Raw genomic sequence first — 19446 nt, forward strand, 5'->3', positions numbered from 1 at the left:
GCGTCAGGCGAAGGAGGGTGGCAGGTCGTCCTTGGCGGCGCCGAAGCTGGTGTTGGGGGTCGGCCCCATGTCCAGCTCCAGGGTGCCGCCAGCGGCGAGATCGGCATGGCGCAGCCAACTGCGCGTGTACGCTTTGCCGTTCCAGCGCGCGCGTTGGATGTACACATTCGCCGGGCTGTTGCCGTGGGCGACGATGCGCAGGGTGCGGCCGTGGCCGACATCCAGTTCGGCACGCTTGAACAGCGGGCTGCCGAGCACGTAGGTGGCGCTGACCGGATCGACCGCATACAGGCCCAGCGCACTGAGCACGAACCAGGCGCTCATCTGTCCGCAGTCCTCGTTGCCCGATAGGCCGTTGGGTGCGTCGTGGTACTGCTCGCGCAGCAACCGCCGCACCATCGCCTGGGTCTTGTAGGGCTGCCCGGCGTAGGCGTAGAGGTAGGCGACGTGGTGACTGGGCTCGTTGCCGTGCGCGTACTGGCCGACCATGCCGTCGATGTCTGGTGGCGCGTCGGCGGGCAGTGCCGAACTGGTGGAGAACAGTTCGTCGAGTTTGGCGGCGAAGCGGTCGCGGCCGCCGAACAGGTCCATGTAGCCGTACAGATCGTGCTGGTTGAGGAAGGTGGCCTGCCAGGCGTTGGATTCGGTGAAGTCACGCCAGCGCTTGCTGTGGCCCATCGCGCGCGGGTCGAATGGGGTGGCCCAGTGGCCGTCGCTCAGGCGCGGCTGTATGAAGTTGCTGTCGCGGTTGAACACGTTGCGGTAGTTGCGCGAGCGTGCGCGCAAGCGTTGCGCATCCTCGTGAGCGCCTGCGGCATCGGCCAGGTGCGCTACCGCCCAGTCGTCGTAAGCGAATTCCAGTGTGCGGCTGGCGGATTCGTCGACCTTGTCGCAGGGGATGTAGCCCAGTTGGCGATACAGCCCCAGGCCATGCACGTCGTCGTCCATCGCGCGCTTACGCCATGCCGGCCATGCTGCTTTCCAATCGATGCCGGTAAACCCCTTGGCATGCGCTTCGGCCAGCACCACGGCGGAGTGATAGCCGATCATGCAGTCGGTTTCCACGCCTTGCAGCGGCCAGATACCGACGCCTTGCGGGCACTCGTTGGCCCCGCGCACCAGGCACTGCACCAGATCCGGGACACGCTCGGGTTGGACCAGGGTCAGCAGCGGATGCAGCGCGCGGTAGGTATCCCACAGCGAATAGGTGCTGTAGTTGTGGTAGCCGGCCGGTGCCTGGTGGATTTGCAGATCCATGCCGCGATAGCGGCCGTCGCTGTCGCTGAACAGGCTGGGCGCGAGCAGGCTGTGGTAGAGCGCGGTGTAGAAAATGCGTCGCTGCGCGTCGTCGTCGCTGTCGATGCGCACTCGCCCCAGTTCTTTTTCCCATGCGGCCACGGCAGCGGCGTGCACGCGGGCGAAATCGAAATCGGGTAATTCGCTATCCAGGTTGGCCAGCGCGTTCTCCGCGCTGACCGCGGAGAGGCCGACCTTGACCAGCAACGGCGCGTTGGCGGCGTCGGGATAGTGCAGCGCGAGTTTCAGATGCGTGCCGTCGGCCTGTTGCGCGGAGGCGGCCAGCGGTTTGTCCTCGGAATACAACTGCGCGGTGGCGAACGGCCGCGACAGGCGCAGCGCGAAATAGATGTAGCGGCCTTTGGCCCATTGGTAAACGCGGCGGCCGCCGGTCACGGTCTGCTGATCGACGATGCGCAATTGCGCGTCGCTGATCCGGGTGGGGATGCCGGGTTTGTCCTGCATGCCATGGCAGAAATCCAGCAGCAGATGCGCCGGTTTGCCAGCGGGAAAGTGATAACGGTGCAGGCCAGCGCGCGCGGTGGCGGTCAGCTCGGCGTGCACGCCGCTGTCCTTGAGGCGCACGCGGTAGTAGCCGGGCGAAGCGGCTTCGTCGGCATGGTCGTAGCGCGAGCGGTAGCCGGCGTCGGGATCGTCGAGTGGGCCCGGCACCAACTTCACCTTGCCGGTGGCCGGCACCAACAGCACATCGAGCATGTCGCCGATGCCGGTACCGGACAGGTGGGTGTGCGAGAAGCCCATGATCGAACCGTCGTCGGCGTGGTAGCCCGAACACGCGTCCCACACGGCGTTGTAAGTGTCCGGGCTCAGTTGCACCATGCCGAACGGCAGCGTCGCGCCGGGGAAGGTGTGGCCGTGGCCGCCGGTGCCGATGAAGACATCGACATGGCGGGTGAGTTCGGCCTTGGCGCGCGCGTCGGCCGGCAGCGCGTAGTTGCCGGCGCGCGCCCGCGCCAGCCGGGCGATGCCGCTGCTGCCGAACAGGGCCAGGGCGATGGCGCCCTGCAGGAAACCGCGTCGTGTGGCCATGGTGCTGTCCTTCGTGGAGGTGTGCGGCGAAGAGAACGGGAAGAAGTCGGTCAGGCTTGCAACAGGTGCGGCTTGCGCTGGTGCAGGTCGATGATCAGTTCGCCGAACATGGTGTTGGCCCAGGCGAACCAGGAACGCGTGAAGTGTGCAGGATCGTCCTTGTCGAAGGACTCGTGCATGAATCCGCTGCCGGCATCGGTGTTCTTCAACCATTGCAGGCACTGGCGGATCTGCGTGTCGTCGTCGCTGGCCAGCGCGTATTGCATCAGCGACATCGGCCAGATCGTGCCCAGCCCGCTGTGCGGGCTGCCGATGCCTTCGGCGGCGCGACCACGGTAGAAGTACGGGTTGCGCTCGCTCCAGGCCAATGCGCGGGTGCGCAGGAACACCGGATCGCGGCGGTCGCAGCAGTCCAGATAGGCCAGGCTCAGCAGGCCCGGTGCGTTGGCGTCGTCGATGAACAACTGGTTGCCGTAGCCGTCCACTTCGTAGGCCCAGAACGGTTGGCCGTCGGCATCGCGCATCTGCCCGAAGCGACGTGTGGCGGTCTGGACCTCGTCGGCGAGGGCGCGGCATTGCGTCGCGAAGTCGGCATCGTGGTGCAGGCGCTCGCTCATCGTCGCCAACTGCCGCAGGGAGGTCACCGCGAACAGATTGGCCGGGACGAACAGCGGATACACGCAGGCGTCGTCGGAGGGGCGGAACATCGAATGGATCATGCCGTTGGGCCGGGTCGGGTGGCCGTAGCCGTCCAGCACCAGGGTCTCGCTCGCCAGCGGCGAGGGACGCTGGAAGGTGTATGGGCCGCGATCATGCAGACGCTGCTGTGCGCGGAAGGTGTCCACCACCACGCGCATCGCCTCGCGCCAGTCGTCGTCGAACGGTGCGGTATCGCCGCTGGCGCGCCAGTACGCGTGCGCCAAGCGGATCGGATAGCACAGCGAATCCACTTCCCACTTGCGCTCGCCGACGCCGGGTTTCATTTCGGTGATGTCGGCGACCGACCACTTCAAGCGTTGACTGGTGCCGTCGGGCAGGAACGCGTTGGCATAGGGTGCTGATCGACGATGCGCAATTGCGCGTCGCTGATCCGGGTGGGGATGCCGGGTTTGTCCTGCATGCCATGGCAGAAATCCAGCAGCAGATGCGCCGGTTTGCCAGCGGGAAAGTGATAACGGTGCAGGCCAGCGCGCGCGGTGGCGGTCAGCTCGGCGTGCACGCCGCTGTCCTTGAGGCGCACGCGGTAGTAGCCGGGCGAAGCGGCTTCGTCGGCATGGTCGTAGCGCGAGCGGTAGCCGGCGTCGGGATCGTCGAGTGGGCCCGGCACCAACTTCACCTTGCCGGTGGCCGGCACCAACAGCACATCGAGCATGTCGCCGATGCCGGTACCGGACAGGTGGGTGTGCGAGAAGCCCATGATCGAACCGTCGTCGGCGTGGTAGCCCGAACACGCGTCCCACACGGCGTTGTAAGTGTCCGGGCTCAGTTGCACCATGCCGAACGGCAGCGTCGCGCCGGGGAAGGTGTGGCCGTGGCCGCCGGTGCCGATGAAGACATCGACATGGCGGGTGAGTTCGGCCTTGGCGCGCGCGTCGGCCGGCAGCGCGTAGTTGCCGGCGCGCGCCCGCGCCAGCCGGGCGATGCCGCTGCTGCCGAACAGGGCCAGGGCGATGGCGCCCTGCAGGAAACCGCGTCGTGTGGCCATGGTGCTGTCCTTCGTGGAGGTGTGCGGCGAAGAGAACGGGAAGAAGTCGGTCAGGCTTGCAACAGGTGCGGCTTGCGCTGGTGCAGGTCGATGATCAGTTCGCCGAACATGGTGTTGGCCCAGGCGAACCAGGAACGCGTGAAGTGTGCAGGATCGTCCTTGTCGAAGGACTCGTGCATGAATCCGCTGCCGGCATCGGTGTTCTTCAACCATTGCAGGCACTGGCGGATCTGCGTGTCGTCGTCGCTGGCCAGCGCGTATTGCATCAGCGACATCGGCCAGATCGTGCCCAGCCCGCTGTGCGGGCTGCCGATGCCTTCGGCGGCGCGACCACGGTAGAAGTACGGGTTGCGCTCGCTCCAGGCCAATGCGCGGGTGCGCAGGAACACCGGATCGCGGCGGTCGCAGCAGTCCAGATAGGCCAGGCTCAGCAGGCCCGGTGCGTTGGCGTCGTCGATGAACAACTGGTTGCCGTAGCCGTCCACTTCGTAGGCCCAGAACGGTTGGCCGTCGGCATCGCGCATCTGCCCGAAGCGACGTGTGGCGGTCTGGACCTCGTCGGCGAGGGCGCGGCATTGCGTCGCGAAGTCGGCATCGTGGTGCAGGCGCTCGCTCATCGTCGCCAACTGCCGCAGGGAGGTCACCGCGAACAGATTGGCCGGGACGAACAGCGGATACACGCAGGCGTCGTCGGAGGGGCGGAACATCGAATGGATCATGCCGTTGGGCCGGGTCGGGTGGCCGTAGCCGTCCAGCACCAGGGTCTCGCTCGCCAGCGGCGAGGGACGCTGGAAGGTGTATGGGCCGCGATCATGCAGACGCTGCTGTGCGCGGAAGGTGTCCACCACCACGCGCATCGCCTCGCGCCAGTCGTCGTCGAACGGTGCGGTATCGCCGCTGGCGCGCCAGTACGCGTGCGCCAAGCGGATCGGATAGCACAGCGAATCCACTTCCCACTTGCGCTCGCCGACGCCGGGTTTCATTTCGGTGATGTCGGCGACCGACCACTTCAAGCGTTGACTGGTGCCGTCGGGCAGGAACGCGTTGGCATAGGGGTCCAGGCGGATGCACGCGGCCTGGCGCTGAATCAGGCCATGAAACATGCGCCGCAGCGCCGGATCGTGCTTGGCCAGCGCGATGTATGGATGCACTTGCGCGGAAGAGTCGCGCAGCCACATCGCTTCGATGTCGCCGGTGATGACGAAGGTGTCCGGCTTGCCGTGGCGGGTGCCGGTTTCCACCGTGGTGTCGAGGGTGTTGGGATAGCAGTTTTCGAACAGCCAGGCCAGGTGCGGATCGGCGATGTCGGCTTTGATGCGGCGCAGGTGTTTTTCCACCGTGGCGCTGACGAAGCGGCGCTTGCCCGGCGGCGGGCGCTTGCTGCTCAGCCCTGTGGATGCGGCCGCGGTCGTGGCGGCGAAACCGGGTGCGACGGCACCAAGCAGGCTGGCGCCGGCAGCGCTGCCGAGCAGGTGAAGGACGTCGCGGCGGGAGGGCATGATGGAATTCCTGGTCGGTGTTTGTGTGTACGGATGCGCGCCGTGCATGCGCGTCATCGTGGCAAGGCAGACGTGCCCTGAATCGAAAACGCCGCTTCATCGCCGGGGGCTTGTGTGTCCGGCTGACCACCGCCGACGAACAGCCGGTAGTCGCCGGCGACGACCGCGCGCTGACCGCTGCGATCCACATCGCTGAGTTGGCGCGGCTCCAGGACGAAGGTCAGGGTGCGTGCTTGGCCCGGCTGCAGGCTCACGCGCTGAAAACCGACCAGTGCGCGTAGCGGCGATTGCGCACGCGGCGGATATTGCAGGTACACCTGTACGACCTCGTCGCCGGCGTGCGCGCCGGTGTTGCGCACGGTGGTGGTGACACGCAAGGTGTCGCCGGCTTGCAGCGTCGTGCTCGACAACTGGGGCGCGGTGTAGGCGAAGTGGGTATAGCTCAGGCCGTAACCGAACGGGAACAACACCTCGCCCTTGAAGTAGCGGTAGGTGCGGCCCTTCATGTCGTAGCTGACGTAGGGCGGCAGATCCTTGGTCGAGCGGTAGAAGGTCACTGGCAGACGCCCGCCGGGGTTGATGTCGCCGGCCAATGCCTGTGCGATTGCGGTGCCACCGGATTGTCCGGGATACCATGCCGCGAGGATCGCATCGGCGTGTTGTTTGGCCCAATTCAGCGCCACCGCGCTGCCGCTCATCAGCACCACGATCAACGGTTTGCCGCTGGCCTTGGCACGTTCCAACAGTGCCTGCTGCGCTGCTGGCAGGGACAGGTCGTTGCGGTCGCCGCCGTCGAAGCCGGGCACGTCGATGCGCAGTTCCTCGCCTTCCACATCCGGTGACAGGCCGACGAAGGCCACCACTGCGTCGGCCTGCGCCACCGCGTGTTCTGCCTCGGCCAATTGCGCCGCTGGCGGTGCCAGCCATTCCAGGCGTAGTCCCTGGTCTTGGCCGCGGTGTTCCAGTTCCAGACGGATGCGGTGTGGCTGGGTGTCGTCGAAATGCAGCACGGTTTCCACGTTGCGGCCATCGGCGTTGTGCATGCCGGCCGGCACGTGCTTGTCCTCGGCGTTGCCGGCGACGACCAATTGATCGTCGATGTACAAGCGCACCGGATCGTGGCCGGCACAGTCGAAACAGCGCGCCACCCGCACCGCCAGGGTGTAGTCGCCGGGGCCAGGAGGTAGCAGTTCGCCGCTCCAGCGCACCGAGTAGCGATCCTTGTCCACGCCCTTGGCCGGCGCCACGTGGTCCCAGTTGAAGCCGATCACGCGATCCTGGCGTTGCGTGCGCGGATGACCGGCCAGATCCAGATTGTCGAAATATTCGCCACGCAAACCGGGCTTGCCGTCGCTGCGCAGCGCGGTTTCGGGGATCGTGCCCGGTACGCCGGCGGCCAGCGGTGCGCCCTGCGCATAGTGCACTTGCGTGGCACCGAAGCGTGCACGCAAGCCTTGTAGCGGCGTCATCGGCGCCACCGAGGTGCCTTGATAGTTGGCTTCCAGCGCTGCCAGTGCATCGGCATTGGGGCCGATCACCGCAAGACGCCGCCCTGGCCGCAGCGGCAGGGTGTCGTTGCGATTTTGCAGCAGCACCAACGATTGCTGCGCCGCTTGCAACGCCAGTGCGCGGTGCGCGCTGCTGTCGATGTCCTTGGCGCCGAGCCGCGCATACGGATCCTTGTTGCGCGCTTGCAATTCGCCCAGTCGATAACGCGCTGCGAACAGCCGCACCAGCGAGCGGTCCAGCAGTGCCTCGTCGGCTTCGCCACGGTCGATGGCGAGGCCGAGGTCGCGGTAGGCGTAGCCGCAGTTCAGATCGTGGCCGGCCTTCAGCGCGGCAGCGGCCGAGCCGGCGTTGTCGGCACGGTAGTAGTGGAACTGGGTCATGTCGTCGATGGCGTCGCAATCGGAGACGACGAAGCCCTTGAAGCCCCAGTTGCCGCGCACGCGGCCGTCGATGAGCCAGTCGGCGGCACAGGCCGGGGTGCCGTGCAGCGCGTTGTAGGCGCACATCACCGAGCCCGCATGACCCTCGACGATGGCGGCACGGAATGCGGGGGAATAGGTGGCTTCGAAATCGTGCGGGGAGACGTCCACGTCGAAGCCGTGGCGGCCTGATTCCGGTCCGCTGTGCACCGCCAGATGCTTGGGCGTGGCGATGGTGCGTGGATGCGTCGGATCGTCGCCTTGCAGGCCGTGGATGAAGCCCACCGCGAGCCGCCCGGTGAGATAGGGATCCTCGCCGTAGGTTTCCATGCCACGGCCCCAGCGCGGGTCGCGGAAGATGTTGATGTTGGGCGACCAGATCGTCAGTCCGCCATAGCGCGCATGGTTTTTGCCAGGGCCGCCAGCGAGGTTGAATTTGGCGCGCGCTTCGGTCGAGGTGACGGTGCCGACGGCATGCAGCAGGTCGGTGTTCCACGTCGCGGCCAGGCCGATGGCCTGCGGGAACACCGTGGCCTCGCCGTTGCGGGCGATGCCGTGCAGGCCCTCGCTCCACCATTCGTAGGCGGGGATGCCCAGGCGCGGGATGGCCGGGGCGTCGTTCATCGCCTGGGCGATTTTTTCTGCGCGGGTCATCTTCGCCACCAGCGCGGTGGCGTGGTCCTCGGCGTCGTCGGCATGGACCAGCGGCGAGACCAGCAGCCCAAGCAGGCACAGCCCGCGCAGGAGCGACGGCAGTGGCGATCCGGTGCTGCTACCGACAGCGTGTCGTTGCGCAGGATGCGTTGGCGTGCATGCTGCGCTGCGTGGCACGGTCGGCGTGTCGGTTGTCTTCGGCATCGGGATCACTTGCTTTCCATGGGTTCGGCTGGTGCGCCGGCCAGGGTGCTGGCCAGATCGCGCACTTGCAGCGCGGCGCGTAATTGTTCCAGGGTGGCGCTGCTGCGCAGATGCACGGTCAGCGGTTCGCCGGGCAGCAGGTCGAAGGCGTTGTCGGAGAGGGTGACGTCCAGATCGCCGAACGCCAGCCACACTTCGCTGGCCAGGGTGGGGCTACGCAGGGTCAGCGCATCGCCATCGCCGTCGGCGTGCAACTCGGTGTGGATGTCCGCGCGTGGCCATTGCAAGCGCTTGGCGGCGTCGAAGAACACCAGATTGCGCGAGAGCACACGCTCGCCGTCGAGCAGTTCGAACACCGCCACGCTGCGCGCGGGGTCGGCGTGGCGCAGCAATTGCGCATCGCTGAAGCTACCCACGCGCACGCTCGACAGTGGCGCCAGCGTCACCGGTTTTTCGCTCTTGCTCAGCACGTTGCCGGAGAAGTCCATCACCCGCATGCGCCAGCGTGCGGCCAGTGGCGTGGTGCGGTCGGAGACCAGCGAGACGGTGGTCTGGCCCTTGTCGTCGCGCAGGGCGGCGATCAGTTCCGGCGCATAGAAGCGCCGCGCGCGGTAGTGCAGTGCTTTCCAGCGGCCGAAGTAATCCAGGCTCGACCATGAAGCGCCCGGCCAGACGTCGTTGAGTTGCCAGTACATCGACCCCATCGCCTGCGGCCGCGCCGCGCGCAGGTGTTCGGCGGCCAGGGCGATACCCTCGGCCTGCATCACCTGGCTCAGGTACACGAAGCTCTCGAAATCCTTGGGTTCGCCGAACGCGCGGCGGATGTACAGCAACAGGCGCTGGTTGCCGTTGCCTTTGTCGAACTTCTGATGCGCGCGCATCACCGGCGATTCCGGTTGCAGGTCGCCCGGCTCGGCGAAGGCGCGGATGGTGCGCATCTCCGGGAACGATTGCAGGCCGTATTCGGACATGAAACGCGGAGTCACGTTGAGGTACTCGGTGACCGGCAGCGCCGGCCCGCCCCATACCTTCCAATAGTGCATGTCGCCATCGTTTGGTTGGTCGGCGGCGCCATCGAAATCGGTCCCGGGCGAGGTGGCCCAGTACGGCGTGTCGCTGTCGTAGGTACGCACCGCCTCGCGCAGCACGCTGCCGAACAGGGTGGTCATGCCGCGCACGATGCGTTCGCGTTCTTCCGGGTCGATCGATTGCTTGAACTTGATCCGGTCGCCCCAGTTCTCCCAGCCGGTCTGCACCTCGTTGTTGCCGCACCACAGTACGATGCTGGGGTGGTCGCCCAAGCGTTTGACTTGCGCTTGGGCCTCGGCACGGGTGTTCTCGCGGAAGGCCACGTCGTAGGGCGGGATCGCGCCACCGAACATGAAATCCTGCCAGATCATGATGCCCAGGCGGTCGGCGTCTTCGTAGAAGCTGTCCGGTTGATAGTGCCCGCCGCCCCAGATGCGCAGCATGTTCATGTTGGCCTCGCGCGCGGATTGCAGGAAGCCGTGCATGCGCGCGGCGTCGACGCGGCTGGGGAAGCTGTCCAACGGAATCAGGTTGGCGCCCTTGGCGAACACGGCAATGCCGTTGACCACCAGGGCGAAGCTTTTGCCCCACTGGTCCTTCTCGCGGCGCAGCTCGATGCTGCGCAGGCCGGTGACGCGCTGGGTGTCGAGGCGATCGCCGCTGGCATCGCGCAGATGCGTCTTGAACGTGTACAGATCCTGCCGGCCATAACCGACCGGGAACCAGCGCTGCGGGTTGGCGATGCGCACTGGCACGGTGAGGATGTTGTTACCCCGATCGAGCAGCGCTTTCTGCGAGAGCTGCGCCACTGTCTGGCCGTCGGGGCCGAGCACGTCCAGATCCAGTTGCACCGCATCGCGGTGGTCGGCTTGCACTTCCAACTGTGCCAGCAGTTGCGCCGCGTCGGCGTCCACGCGTTGCTGGGCGATGCGCAGGCTCTCCACGCGCAGGGCGTCCCAGGCTTCCACGCGCACGTCCTGCCAGATGCCGGCGGTGACGATGCGCGGACCCCAGTCCCAACCGAAGTTGTAGGGCGCTTTGCGCACGTAGGTGGAACTGTGCCGCGCCACCGGCTCGTCGCCGAAGGCCGAATCGTAGGCGCCGGGTAGTGCGTAGGGTTGTTTGGACAGCCACGGCTGGATCTTCTTGATCGGCGAGGACAGTCGCACTTCCAGCACGTTGTCGCCGCGCTGGAGCAGCGGTTTGGCATCCACCCGCCATTGCCGGAACATGTTGTCGGCCGAGAGCAGTTTCTTACCGTTGAGGTAGACCTCGGCGAAGGTGTCCAGGCCGTCGAAGACCAGTTCCACATGCGTGCGTGCCAGCAGCGCGGCATCGGCCTTGAACCGGGTCTTGTATTCCCAATCGCTCAGTCCGACCCACTGGATCTTGGCTTCGTTGTCGCGATAGAACGGGTCCGGGACCACACCAGCGGCGATCAGTTCGGTCTGCACCGTGCCTGGCACCTTGGCCGGCAGCCATTGTGCGGCGTTCGGGTGGGCGTTGGCCGAGGCATCGCCCGGCGCCAGCCTGACGTACCAGCCCTGCTGCAACGACAACGACGATGGCGGTGTTGCCTGGCCCAGCGCCGGTAACGCCAGCGCCAGCAATAGCCCGAACCGGGCGGGAAGGCGTGTGCACGGCACGGAACGGAAGCGGCGATGCGGCAGGGTCATGCGGGTTCTCCGTGGATCAGCGCGCGGCGGCGGCTGGCGCCTGCGCGGCGCTGTCGATCAGATGGACGGCGCCGATGGCGTAGTACGGGCCCGCGATGGGCGCGGTGGAACGCAGGCACAGGTCGTGGACGCCGGCCTGCGCTGGTAGCCGCGCTTCCAGCGAGAATTGTTCGCCGAGGGTCTTGCCGGCCGGCAGCGGCAGCCGCGCCAGGAGCTTGCCCTTGCAATCGCCCAGATGCACTTCGAACTCGCCATGCGCGCTCTTGGCCGGATAGCGCTTGACCTTGGCCTGGTCGTGCGCCAACCCATAATTGCGCGCCAGCCGCGCCGCGTCGATGCGGATGCGGACGATGCCGTCCAGGTGCGCGTCGGCATAGCGCCAGCAACTGCTGAACAGATCGATGTTGAACACGGGCGTGTCTTTGCCGGGCAGGTCGGGCAGCAATGGCACGCGCAGGCCCAGCTCGCCGTCGGCGCAGGAGACTAATCCCTGGGTGTCGCGGCTGAGCAGGTTGGGGCGGTCGAGGATGCGGCTGCGCGCGGCGGCCAGTAAGCGACCGTCGTTGGCGAAGGTGGCTACGCGCACCGTGGTCGGCAGGGTCACGGTGAACGGCGCGGTGTAGTGCGCGGCGTCTGCCTTGGGTTCGCTGCCGTCGGTGGTGTAGCGGAAGTTGCCGAACTTGGCCTGATTGCTCAGCACGATGGTGGCCTTGCCGCTGTCGAGCGCGGCATTGTCGCCACCTTGCACCGCGATGTCCGCGGCGAAGGCACCATCGCTGGCGTCGATGCCCTGAGTGCGATAGCGGTCCAGTTGTGCCGGCAGGCGTTGCAGGAAACTGTTCCAGTTGCGTGCGGCCATCGGCGACCATGCGGCTTCGGCCGCCGCGCTCAGCCGTGGGAACAGCGCATGGTCCACGTGCCATGCCGAAGGGATGTACTCGGTCCACAGGGCCGCTTGGGTGCCGAGCACGTGCTTGCCTTCGTCGGCGCTGAGGGCGGCCGGCACCGGATCGAAGCTGTAGACCTTCTCCAGTGGCAACACCGATAGGCGGCCATTGGGTTCGTCGTTGCGTGCGCTTTGCAGGTTGTCCAGGTACATCCAGCCGGCGGGTGCCAGGACGACGTCGTGGCCTTGCTTGGCCGCGGCGACCGCGCCTTCCACACCGCGCCAGGACATCACCGAGGCGCTCGCCGGCAGGCCGCCTTCGAGGATTTCGTCCCAGCCGATCAGGCGTCGGTTGTGTTTGGTCAGATAATCGGCAAGTTGCGCGTTGAACCAGCCCTGCATCGCATGGGCATCCTTGACGCCGAGCTTGCGCATTTGCGCGCGCACGGCGGGCGAGTGTTCCCACTGGTCCTTGACCGCTTCGTCGCCGCCGATGTGGATGTAGGTCGAGGGGAAGAGTTGCAGCACTTCGTCCAGGACGTCCTGGATGAAGGTCATGCTCTTGGCGTTGGTGTTGAACAGATAGGGATTGACGCCCCAGTCCACCGACACCTTGGGCCGCTGCCGGGTGACCCCGACCAGTTGCGGATACGCCGCGACGGCGGCTTGCGCATGTCCTGGCATGTCCAGTTCGGGCACGATGGTGATATGCCGGTCGGCGGCATAGGCGACCAGATCGCGGATCTGGTCCTGGGTGTAGAAGCCGCCATAGCGGTTGGGCAGGTCGTGGCTGCCGGCGCCGGGCGGTGTGCGCCATGCACCGACGCTGGTGAGCTTGGGATAGCGCTTGATCTCGATGCGCCAGCCCTGGTCGTCAGTCAAGTGCAGATGCAGCACGTTGAGCTTGTGCTGAGCCATCGCGTCGATGACGTGCTTGACCGTGTCCGGGCCATGGAAATGCCGCGCCACATCCAGCAGCAGACCGCGCCAGCCGAAACGTGGCCAGTCGCGGATATGCACTTGCGGCACTTCCACCTTGCCCTTGTCGGCGTCCGGGGTGAGCAGTTGCCAGGCGCTGATCGCGCCGTAGAACAGGCCGGACTCGTCGCGCGCCTGGATCAGCATGGTGTGCGCGTCCACATCCAGCGTGTAACCCTCGGCCTGCGCGACCGCCGTGTTGGGGTTCAGTTGCAGGCGGATGCTGCCGTTGGCCGGGATGGTCTCCTCACGCACCTGCATGTTCAGACCGCGCGTTTTGCGCAGCAGTGTGGCCAGTTGGTCGGCCACGCGCTTGGCCGCTGTGTCGTCGATGGCCACCGACAACACGCTGTCGTTGCCGAAGGTCAGGCTGCCACTGTCGCGTTTGGCTTGCGCCGGTGTCGGGATCAACTGCAACGGTGCGTCATCGTTTCGGTTGTCCTGCGGTTTCGGCGCAGGGGCCGGAGTCGCCACCGGTTTGGGCGCTGCCTGTGGCGCAGGCGCTGGGGGACGGTCGCAGCCGCCGAGCAGGGCGCCGAGCGCGAGCACGGACAGGCTCAGCCAGACGGTGCGGGAGACCGCCGCGATGCGCGCGTAGGCGGGCATCGGGCGGTGCGGCAAACGAGAGCGGTTGCCCACAACGGTCATCGGTCTATCTCATACGATCCAAACGCATATCGTAGTGGATCGCCCGTGGTTGATCAGCGTGATGCGCTCGGTAACTCGTCCCAGACCTTGGGGTCTTCGGCGCCCAGCACCCAACAACTAAAGCCTTCCAGGCCATACTGCTTGGTCAGCTCGTAGCGCGCGCGGAAGCTGCGTGCGTCCGGGCGGAACACCCATTCGCGCATGTCGTCGCGGTAGAAGTAGAACCACGATTCCTGCTCCACTGGATCCCATTGCACGGTGGCGTTCTGCTCGATCGCCAGCGGGAAGGATTCGTCCGCGTCGATGTAATCGGCGGTGATGTTGGACGCCTCGGTGCCGTCGGCCTTGACCGGATTGCCGGTGTACCAGCGGTAGCCGTAGGTGGCGATGCCGAGTGACAGCTTGTCCTTCGGCACCTGGGTCAGTGCGTACTCCAGGTGCTTCTTGATCCACGGCATGCCGTCCACCGGGCCGGGCGTGGTCCAGCGGGTGTGCTGGTCGTAGGTCATCAGGCTGATCAGGTCCACCGATGCGCTCAGCGCTTTCAGATCGTAAGCGCCGCGCCAGTATTCCCACATCCACTTGGCGAAGCTGCCGCCTTCGGCATAGCCCGGCGCGTTCGGTACCACCGCCACCGACATCTTGAAGCCGGCTTTATGCAGCGCCTCGGCGGTCTGCTTGACCATCAGCGAGTAGGCGTCGCGGTCGGTCCACGCGATGCTCTCGAAATCGAACTGGAAGCCGTAATAACCGTGTTTTTTCCCTTGCACCAGCAGCGCGGCGATCATGCGTTTTTTCGCATCCTCGTCGTGCAGCAGCTTGTGGAAGCCGTCGCGGCCGGCGGTCATCGACAGGATCGGCATCACCCGCAGCTTGTGTTGTTTGGCGATGTCGTACAGGTACAGGTTGGGTGTGCCGTTGACCAGTCCGTTCTGGTCCACGCCGTACCAGGTGGGCACGACCACGTCGATCTTGTCGAGGTGGGCCAGGAACGCGTTGGTCGATTTCTGCGTGCTCATCAGATAGAACAACGCGGTCGGGTTCTTGGCGATGGCCGGACAGCAGACCAGGGCAAGGGCGAACAGCAGCCCTGCGAAGCGTTTCATCATCGGGAGGTATCCGTTGGCGGGGTGGAAGAGGGCAGGTCGATGCGGAAGACGTAGGCGTGTTCGCCCACCGGCTTGGCCGGCAGACGCAGATGCAGGCCGTCGGCACGTTGCTCGAATGGCACGGGCTTGCCACTGGCCAGCAAGGTGACGCCGCGCACGTGGTCGGCCGGGGTCAGTGCGTGGATCACCGCCTTGCCGTCGGCTGGCCAGCCGAGTTCGATCGCATACAGCGCACCATGGCCGGTGGTGAAGCGGAAATCCTTGGGGGTGTAGGGCTTGGTCTTGGTGTCCTGGAAGGTCCCGCCGACGACTTCGGTCGGGCCTTCGCCGTAGGTGCGCCAGGGCCGGCTGCCGTAGATGGCCTCGCCATTGGTCTTGAGCCAACTGCCGATCGCCAGCAGGATGTCGCGCTCGCTGTCCGGGATCGAGCCGTCGGCGCGCGGGCCGATATTGAGCATCAGGTTGCCGTTTTTGCTGACCACGTCCACCAGCATGTGCACGATGAAGGTGGGGGTCTTGTAGGTGTCGTGGTCGATATAGCCCCACGAAGCATTGCTGACCGAGGTGTCGGTCTGCCAGTGGGTCGGGTGGATGCCGGTGAGTTGGCCGCGCTCGATGTCCAGCGTGCCGGCACCCTCGGGGAAGGCGCCGATTTTATAGTTCACCACCACGCCGCCCTTGGCGGCGCCGTGGTTGTAGTAGTACGCCAGCATCGTCGGCAGCGTAGCGCGGAAGGTCGGGTGCGCAATCCACCAGTCGAAATAGATCAGATCCGGATCGTAACGGTCGATCAGTTCAGTGGTGCGCGCCAACCAGTCGTCCAGCCAGGCTTGCGCGACCGGGGTCCAGTCGTTCTGTACGTCGGCGTCGTCCTTGCTTGCCAGGCGCACCTGTGCCGGGCCGTACAGGCCGGCATAGCGCGGATCGTTGATGTCCGAATCGAAATGGCGGCCGCCGTCGAAGAACCAGTCGTGCTCGGCGCGGTGCGAGGACAAACCGAAATGCATGCCTTGGGCGCGGATCGCCTTGGACAGCTCACTGATCACGTCGCGCTTGGGGCCCATCTTGGTCGCGGTCCAGTCCGACAGTTGCGAGTCGTACATCGCAAAGCCGTCGTGGTGTTCGGCCACCGGCACCACATAGCGTGCTCCGGAATCGCGGAACAGTGTGGCCCAGGCCTGCGGATCGAACTTGGACGCGGTGAACAGCGGGATCAGGTCCTTGTAGCCGAAGCGCGATTGCGGGCCGTATGTTTCCCGGTGGTGGGCATATTCCTTGGTGTCCTGCAGGTACATGTTGCGCGAGTACCACTCGCTGCCGAAGCCCGGCACCGAGAACACGCCCCAGTGGATGAAGATGCCGAATTTGGCGTCGTCGTACCAGGATGGCGAGCGGTAACGCTTCAGTGAGGTCCAGTCGGGCCGGAACGTACCGTTACGCGCGCCGCTTGCAGCCTCGCGTATCAATCGAGCGCGTTCGGGCGCGTATTTGGCGGTGGCGTGCAGCCACTGCTGGTCGATCTGTTCCGGACTGAGGGTGGTGGCGGTCGGCGCGGTCGGCGACGGCGCATCCGCGGCGCTGGCGGGTATAGCGGCCAGTGCAAGTATCAGGGCCAGCGCACTGGCCAGGCTCTGGCGTGCAGTTCTGGCGTGGCGGGATCGGTCCGCGCGCAGGCGGGTCTCGAACGTCATGGCACTGCACTCCTTATGTAGAAGACGATGTCGGCGCAAGAATACGCCCGACAAAAAAAAAGCGCGCCACCGTGGAGGAACGGTGGCGCGCCGGTATTACATCAGAACTTGAAGTTCAGCTGTGCCTGGTAGCCACGGCCGTTCTTGTACATGCCGATTGGTGCGTACTTGACTTCGTTGTACCAGTAGTACGTGGAGTCGAGCAGGTTGGTCGCGCTGAAGCTCACGCTCAACTGGTCGTTGATCTGATACGAAGCAGTCAGATCCAACTGCTTGTACGCGTCGGCGAACACCTGCGAATCCAGACGACCGATCTGGGTGAAGTACTGGGTGCGGTAGCTGTAGTTCAGGCGCACCATCCAGGGGCCGTTTTCCCAATAGGGAATCACGTTGTAGGTGTTCCGCGACAGGTAAGGCATGTTCAAGCCCTTGCTCGTGTTGGCTTCGGCGTAGGTGTAGTTCGCCTGTAGGCCGAAGCCGTAGCCGAACGCCTGTTGATAGTTCAGCGACGCGCCCTTGACCTTGGCGTTGGAGGCATTCACCGGCGAACTCACCGAGTACAGGCCGCTTACCCCGGAGACCGCGTCGGTCAGCTGCTGCTGCGTGGTGGTGGTGACGATGTACGAGCTGATGTCGCGGTAGAACAGTTCCGTCGACAGCATGCTGGACGGTGCGAAATACCACTCGGCAGCCAGGTCGTAGTTGGTCGACTCGTATGGCTTCAGGTCCGGGTTGCCACCGCTGGCGGTCAAGTTGCCGTTGCTGCTGTTGATGGTGAACGAGCCTGCCAGATCGCCGTAGCGCGGCCGCGCCATGACCTTGGCCACGGAGAAACGCAGCACCTTGTCCTGGTCCAGGTCATAAGCCAGGTTGAGGCTTGGCAGCGGCTTGTAATACTGCTTGGTCGCCTGCGTCTGGTTGTAGGTGTTGCCACCATCGCGGCTCTGCCAGTACAGCGACTTGTCCTTGGTGTCCACATAACGAAGGCCCAGGTTGCCGCGCCACGCACCCGATTCGAAGTTCAGCTGCGCGTACAGGTCGCTGGTGATTTCCTTGACGTCGAACGAGGAGCCGTAGTCGGTCTTGTAAGGACCCTGCGGCAGCGAATTCAGGTAGCGGATCACCGAGTTGAGATTGGCGGTCGACCAATTGGTCAGGTCGCCGCTTGCGCCCAGGCCGTCGTACAGGCCGCTCGGCGTGGTGCCGGGGCTGAAGTCGGTCAACGACACCGGGTTGGTGGTGTTGATACGGTTGCCGCGCGCATCGACGCCGTTGTCGTGATTGATGTACTTGTAGCCGACCTGCAGCTTGTTCAGCGGGCCCCAATCGAGGTCGCGCGCCGCGTCGAACTGGAAGTACTTCTCCTTGTCCGTGCTGCGGGCGTAGTAGATGCCGCCAGCCTGCATCGCGGATTTGTCGGTGGAGCCGGGCGCCAGGCCTGCGGGCGAGCCGACCAGGCCCCAGTTCGATGCGCTGGGATTGTCGTAGTTGACGCTGGTGTGTTTGCCGTCGTACGCGAAGTTGTAGCCGCCGTTCTGCAGCAGGTACTTCATCAGGTATTCGGGATCCTTGCCGCCGGTCGCCTCGGTGGTGCCGACCTGCGTGGTGAACACCCACTTGTCGCCATAGAAGTCATGGCGCAGGTTCAGGCTCTTGGTGGTGACGATGCTCTCGCGGTAGTTGGTGTCCAACTGTGCGTAGGGCTGCTTGCCGTTGCCGGCACCGTCGGTGACCGTGGCCTGGGTGACGTAGCCGTTGTTCACCGTGGCGCTGGTGATCTTGTCCTGATCGCCGCAGCCTGGGCAGACGTAGCGCGATTCGCTGAAGTTGTTGTACTTACCCTTGATGTAGATGCCGGTCAGGTTGAGTTCGTTCTGCTCGTTCGGCTTCCACTGCAGTGCGCCCTGCAGGCCATTGCGTTCGCGGGTCTGCTGGAAGAAAGCGCTGTTGATGCCGACCGGAATCTTGGCGGTGGCAACGTTGCTGCCGTCGCCGGAGATCTTGGCGGTTGGCGGAATGCCGGCGCCGGTGTTGTAACCGAAGAACTCGATACCCGCGCGGGCCAGGTCCTGCTTGTCGTGGGTGGCGGAGATCAACGCGCCGAAGGTGTCGTCGTCGTTCTTCCAGCTCCACAGCGCCGAGCCGCGTGGATTGCCATCCTTCGAACGGTCGTTGTAGTTGTAGCCGATCGAGCCGCGGATGGTGTTCTTCGGCAGGTCCAGCGGCTTGCGGGTGTTCACGATCACGGTGCCGCCGATCGAGCCTTCGTCGATGCGCGCTTCCGGGGTCTTGTAGACCTCCATCAAGCCGATGATTTCCGGCGACAGCAGGGTGTAGTTGAAGGTGCGGCCGCTGGTGTCGGTGGGGTTGCCGCCCCAGTCGCCGGACGCGATGGTCTGGCCGTTGAGCAGCACGCGGTTCAGCGCCGGATCGGTGCCGTTGATGCTGACCTTTTCGCCCTCGCCGAACTGGCGGTCCACGCTGATGCCCGGCAGATGCGCCAGCGACTCGGCGGCGTTGGTATCCGGGAATTTACCAATGTCTTCTGCGCTGATCGCATCGACGATGGAGTTGGCCGAGCGCTTCACCGACTGGCTCTTCTCCAGCGAAGCGCGGTAACCGGTGACGGTGATCGCGTCCAGTTGCTGGACGCCCTTGGAATCTGCATTGCCGGAAGCGGGAGCTTCTTGCGCAGCGGCGTTACCGGACAGGTACAGCGCGGCCATGATGCTCAGGGCTAAAGTGGTGGTGCGGCTATTCATTGGCTAAACCTCTGGGTGGGTACATGGGCAGTAAGCCGCCGCCGATGTTTCGGTGGCTGACCGCTGCCCGGCCTTGTCTATGCGCAGTGCTCTTGCAAACGCTGCGTGTATCGCAATCTCGATGCGCGTCGTCCGGTTGCTGACGCGAAGTAGACGGACGGCGGCATCGAGAACGCCTGTCCTTCCTGTGTTGCTGCAGCTATAACGACCAAGTCCAGCAAAAATGTAGTGCTGGCCCCCTGGCTCCGCTTGACCCGCACGCTCAAACGCCCGTGTTCGACGACGGACAAAAATCGTGTGGAGTTGGTTGGGGGGCCGAGCGCCGCGTTAG

At 65.3% G+C, this 19446-nt stretch carries 8 protein-coding genes and 2 pseudogenes; all 10 read right to left on the reverse strand.

The genetic code is table 11. The annotated features are described in order from the left end of the window. Positions 1 to 3: 3 nt before the first annotated feature. Positions 4 to 2346, reverse strand: a complete 2343-nt coding sequence (locus XANALMUS060_RS04345; RefSeq protein ID WP_045737292.1) for a GH92 family glycosyl hydrolase — start codon at positions 2344 to 2346, stop codon at positions 4 to 6. Between the two features lie 50 nt (positions 2347 to 2396). Next, positions 2397 to 3401: pseudogene (locus tag XANALMUS060_RS04350) on the reverse strand (glycoside hydrolase family 125 protein); the annotation flags it as partial. Positions 3402 to 3403: 2 nt separating this feature from the next. Further along, positions 3404 to 4051, reverse strand: a pseudogene (locus XANALMUS060_RS19615) (alpha-mannosidase); the annotation flags it as partial. A 50-nt stretch (positions 4052 to 4101) separates the two neighbouring features. Beyond that, complete coding sequence (locus XANALMUS060_RS04355; protein ID WP_045737386.1) at positions 4102 to 5550, reverse strand: glycoside hydrolase family 125 protein; 1449 nt, start codon at positions 5548 to 5550, stop codon at positions 4102 to 4104. A 53-nt stretch (positions 5551 to 5603) separates the two neighbouring features. Continuing rightward, on the reverse strand, positions 5604 to 8336 hold the full coding sequence (locus tag XANALMUS060_RS04360; RefSeq protein WP_235430351.1) for a glycoside hydrolase family 3 C-terminal domain-containing protein: 2733 nt from the start codon (positions 8334 to 8336) through the stop codon (positions 5604 to 5606). A 5-nt stretch (positions 8337 to 8341) separates the two neighbouring features. Continuing rightward, positions 8342 to 11041: a glycoside hydrolase family 2 protein gene (locus tag XANALMUS060_RS04365; RefSeq protein WP_045737293.1), complete on the reverse strand. Its 2700-nt coding sequence runs from the start codon at positions 11039 to 11041 to the stop codon at positions 8342 to 8344. 16 nt (positions 11042 to 11057) lie between these two features. Then, positions 11058 to 13511: a family 20 glycosylhydrolase gene (locus XANALMUS060_RS04370; RefSeq protein ID WP_235430355.1), complete on the reverse strand. Its 2454-nt coding sequence runs from the start codon at positions 13509 to 13511 to the stop codon at positions 11058 to 11060. Between the two features lie 95 nt (positions 13512 to 13606). After that, positions 13607 to 14662 carry a glycosyl hydrolase family 18 protein gene (locus XANALMUS060_RS04375; protein ID WP_045737295.1) on the reverse strand — a complete coding sequence of 352 codons (1056 nt, stop codon included), beginning with the start codon at positions 14660 to 14662 and terminating at the stop codon, positions 13607 to 13609. Continuing rightward, entirely contained in the window at positions 14659 to 16353 is a 1695-nt protein-coding gene (locus XANALMUS060_RS04380) for an alpha-L-fucosidase (protein WP_045737296.1), read from the reverse strand. Before XANALMUS060_RS04380 ends, XANALMUS060_RS04375 begins: the two co-directional genes overlap by 4 nt. Before the next feature lie 101 nt (positions 16354 to 16454). Continuing rightward, on the reverse strand, positions 16455 to 19115 hold the full coding sequence (locus XANALMUS060_RS04385) for a TonB-dependent receptor (protein ID WP_045737297.1): 2661 nt from the start codon (positions 19113 to 19115) through the stop codon (positions 16455 to 16457). Positions 19116 to 19446: the final 331 nt, after the last annotated feature.

Origin of the sequence: Xanthomonas sp. MUS 060, assembly GCF_000963215.1 — a bacterium.
In the GTDB taxonomy this organism is placed as follows: Bacteria; Pseudomonadota; Gammaproteobacteria; order Xanthomonadales; family Xanthomonadaceae; genus Xanthomonas_A.

Coding starts and splice junctions, on each gene's coding strand:
- XANALMUS060_RS04345 (WP_045737292.1), bottom strand. CDS start 2,346: ATGGCCACACGACGCGGTTTCCTGCAGGGCGCCATCGCCCTGGCCCTG.
- XANALMUS060_RS04355 (WP_045737386.1), bottom strand. CDS start 5,550: ATGCCCTCCCGCCGCGACGTCCTTCACCTGCTCGGCAGCGCTGCCGGC.
- XANALMUS060_RS04360 (WP_235430351.1), bottom strand. CDS start 8,336: ATGCCGAAGACAACCGACACGCCGACCGTGCCACGCAGCGCAGCATGC.
- XANALMUS060_RS04365 (WP_045737293.1), bottom strand. CDS start 11,041: ATGACCCTGCCGCATCGCCGCTTCCGTTCCGTGCCGTGCACACGCCTT.
- XANALMUS060_RS04370 (WP_235430355.1), bottom strand. CDS start 13,511: ATGCCCGCCTACGCGCGCATCGCGGCGGTCTCCCGCACCGTCTGGCTG.
- XANALMUS060_RS04375 (WP_045737295.1), bottom strand. CDS start 14,662: ATGATGAAACGCTTCGCAGGGCTGCTGTTCGCCCTTGCCCTGGTCTGC.
- XANALMUS060_RS04380 (WP_045737296.1), bottom strand. CDS start 16,353: ATGACGTTCGAGACCCGCCTGCGCGCGGACCGATCCCGCCACGCCAGA.
- XANALMUS060_RS04385 (WP_045737297.1), bottom strand. CDS start 19,115: ATGAATAGCCGCACCACCACTTTAGCCCTGAGCATCATGGCCGCGCTG.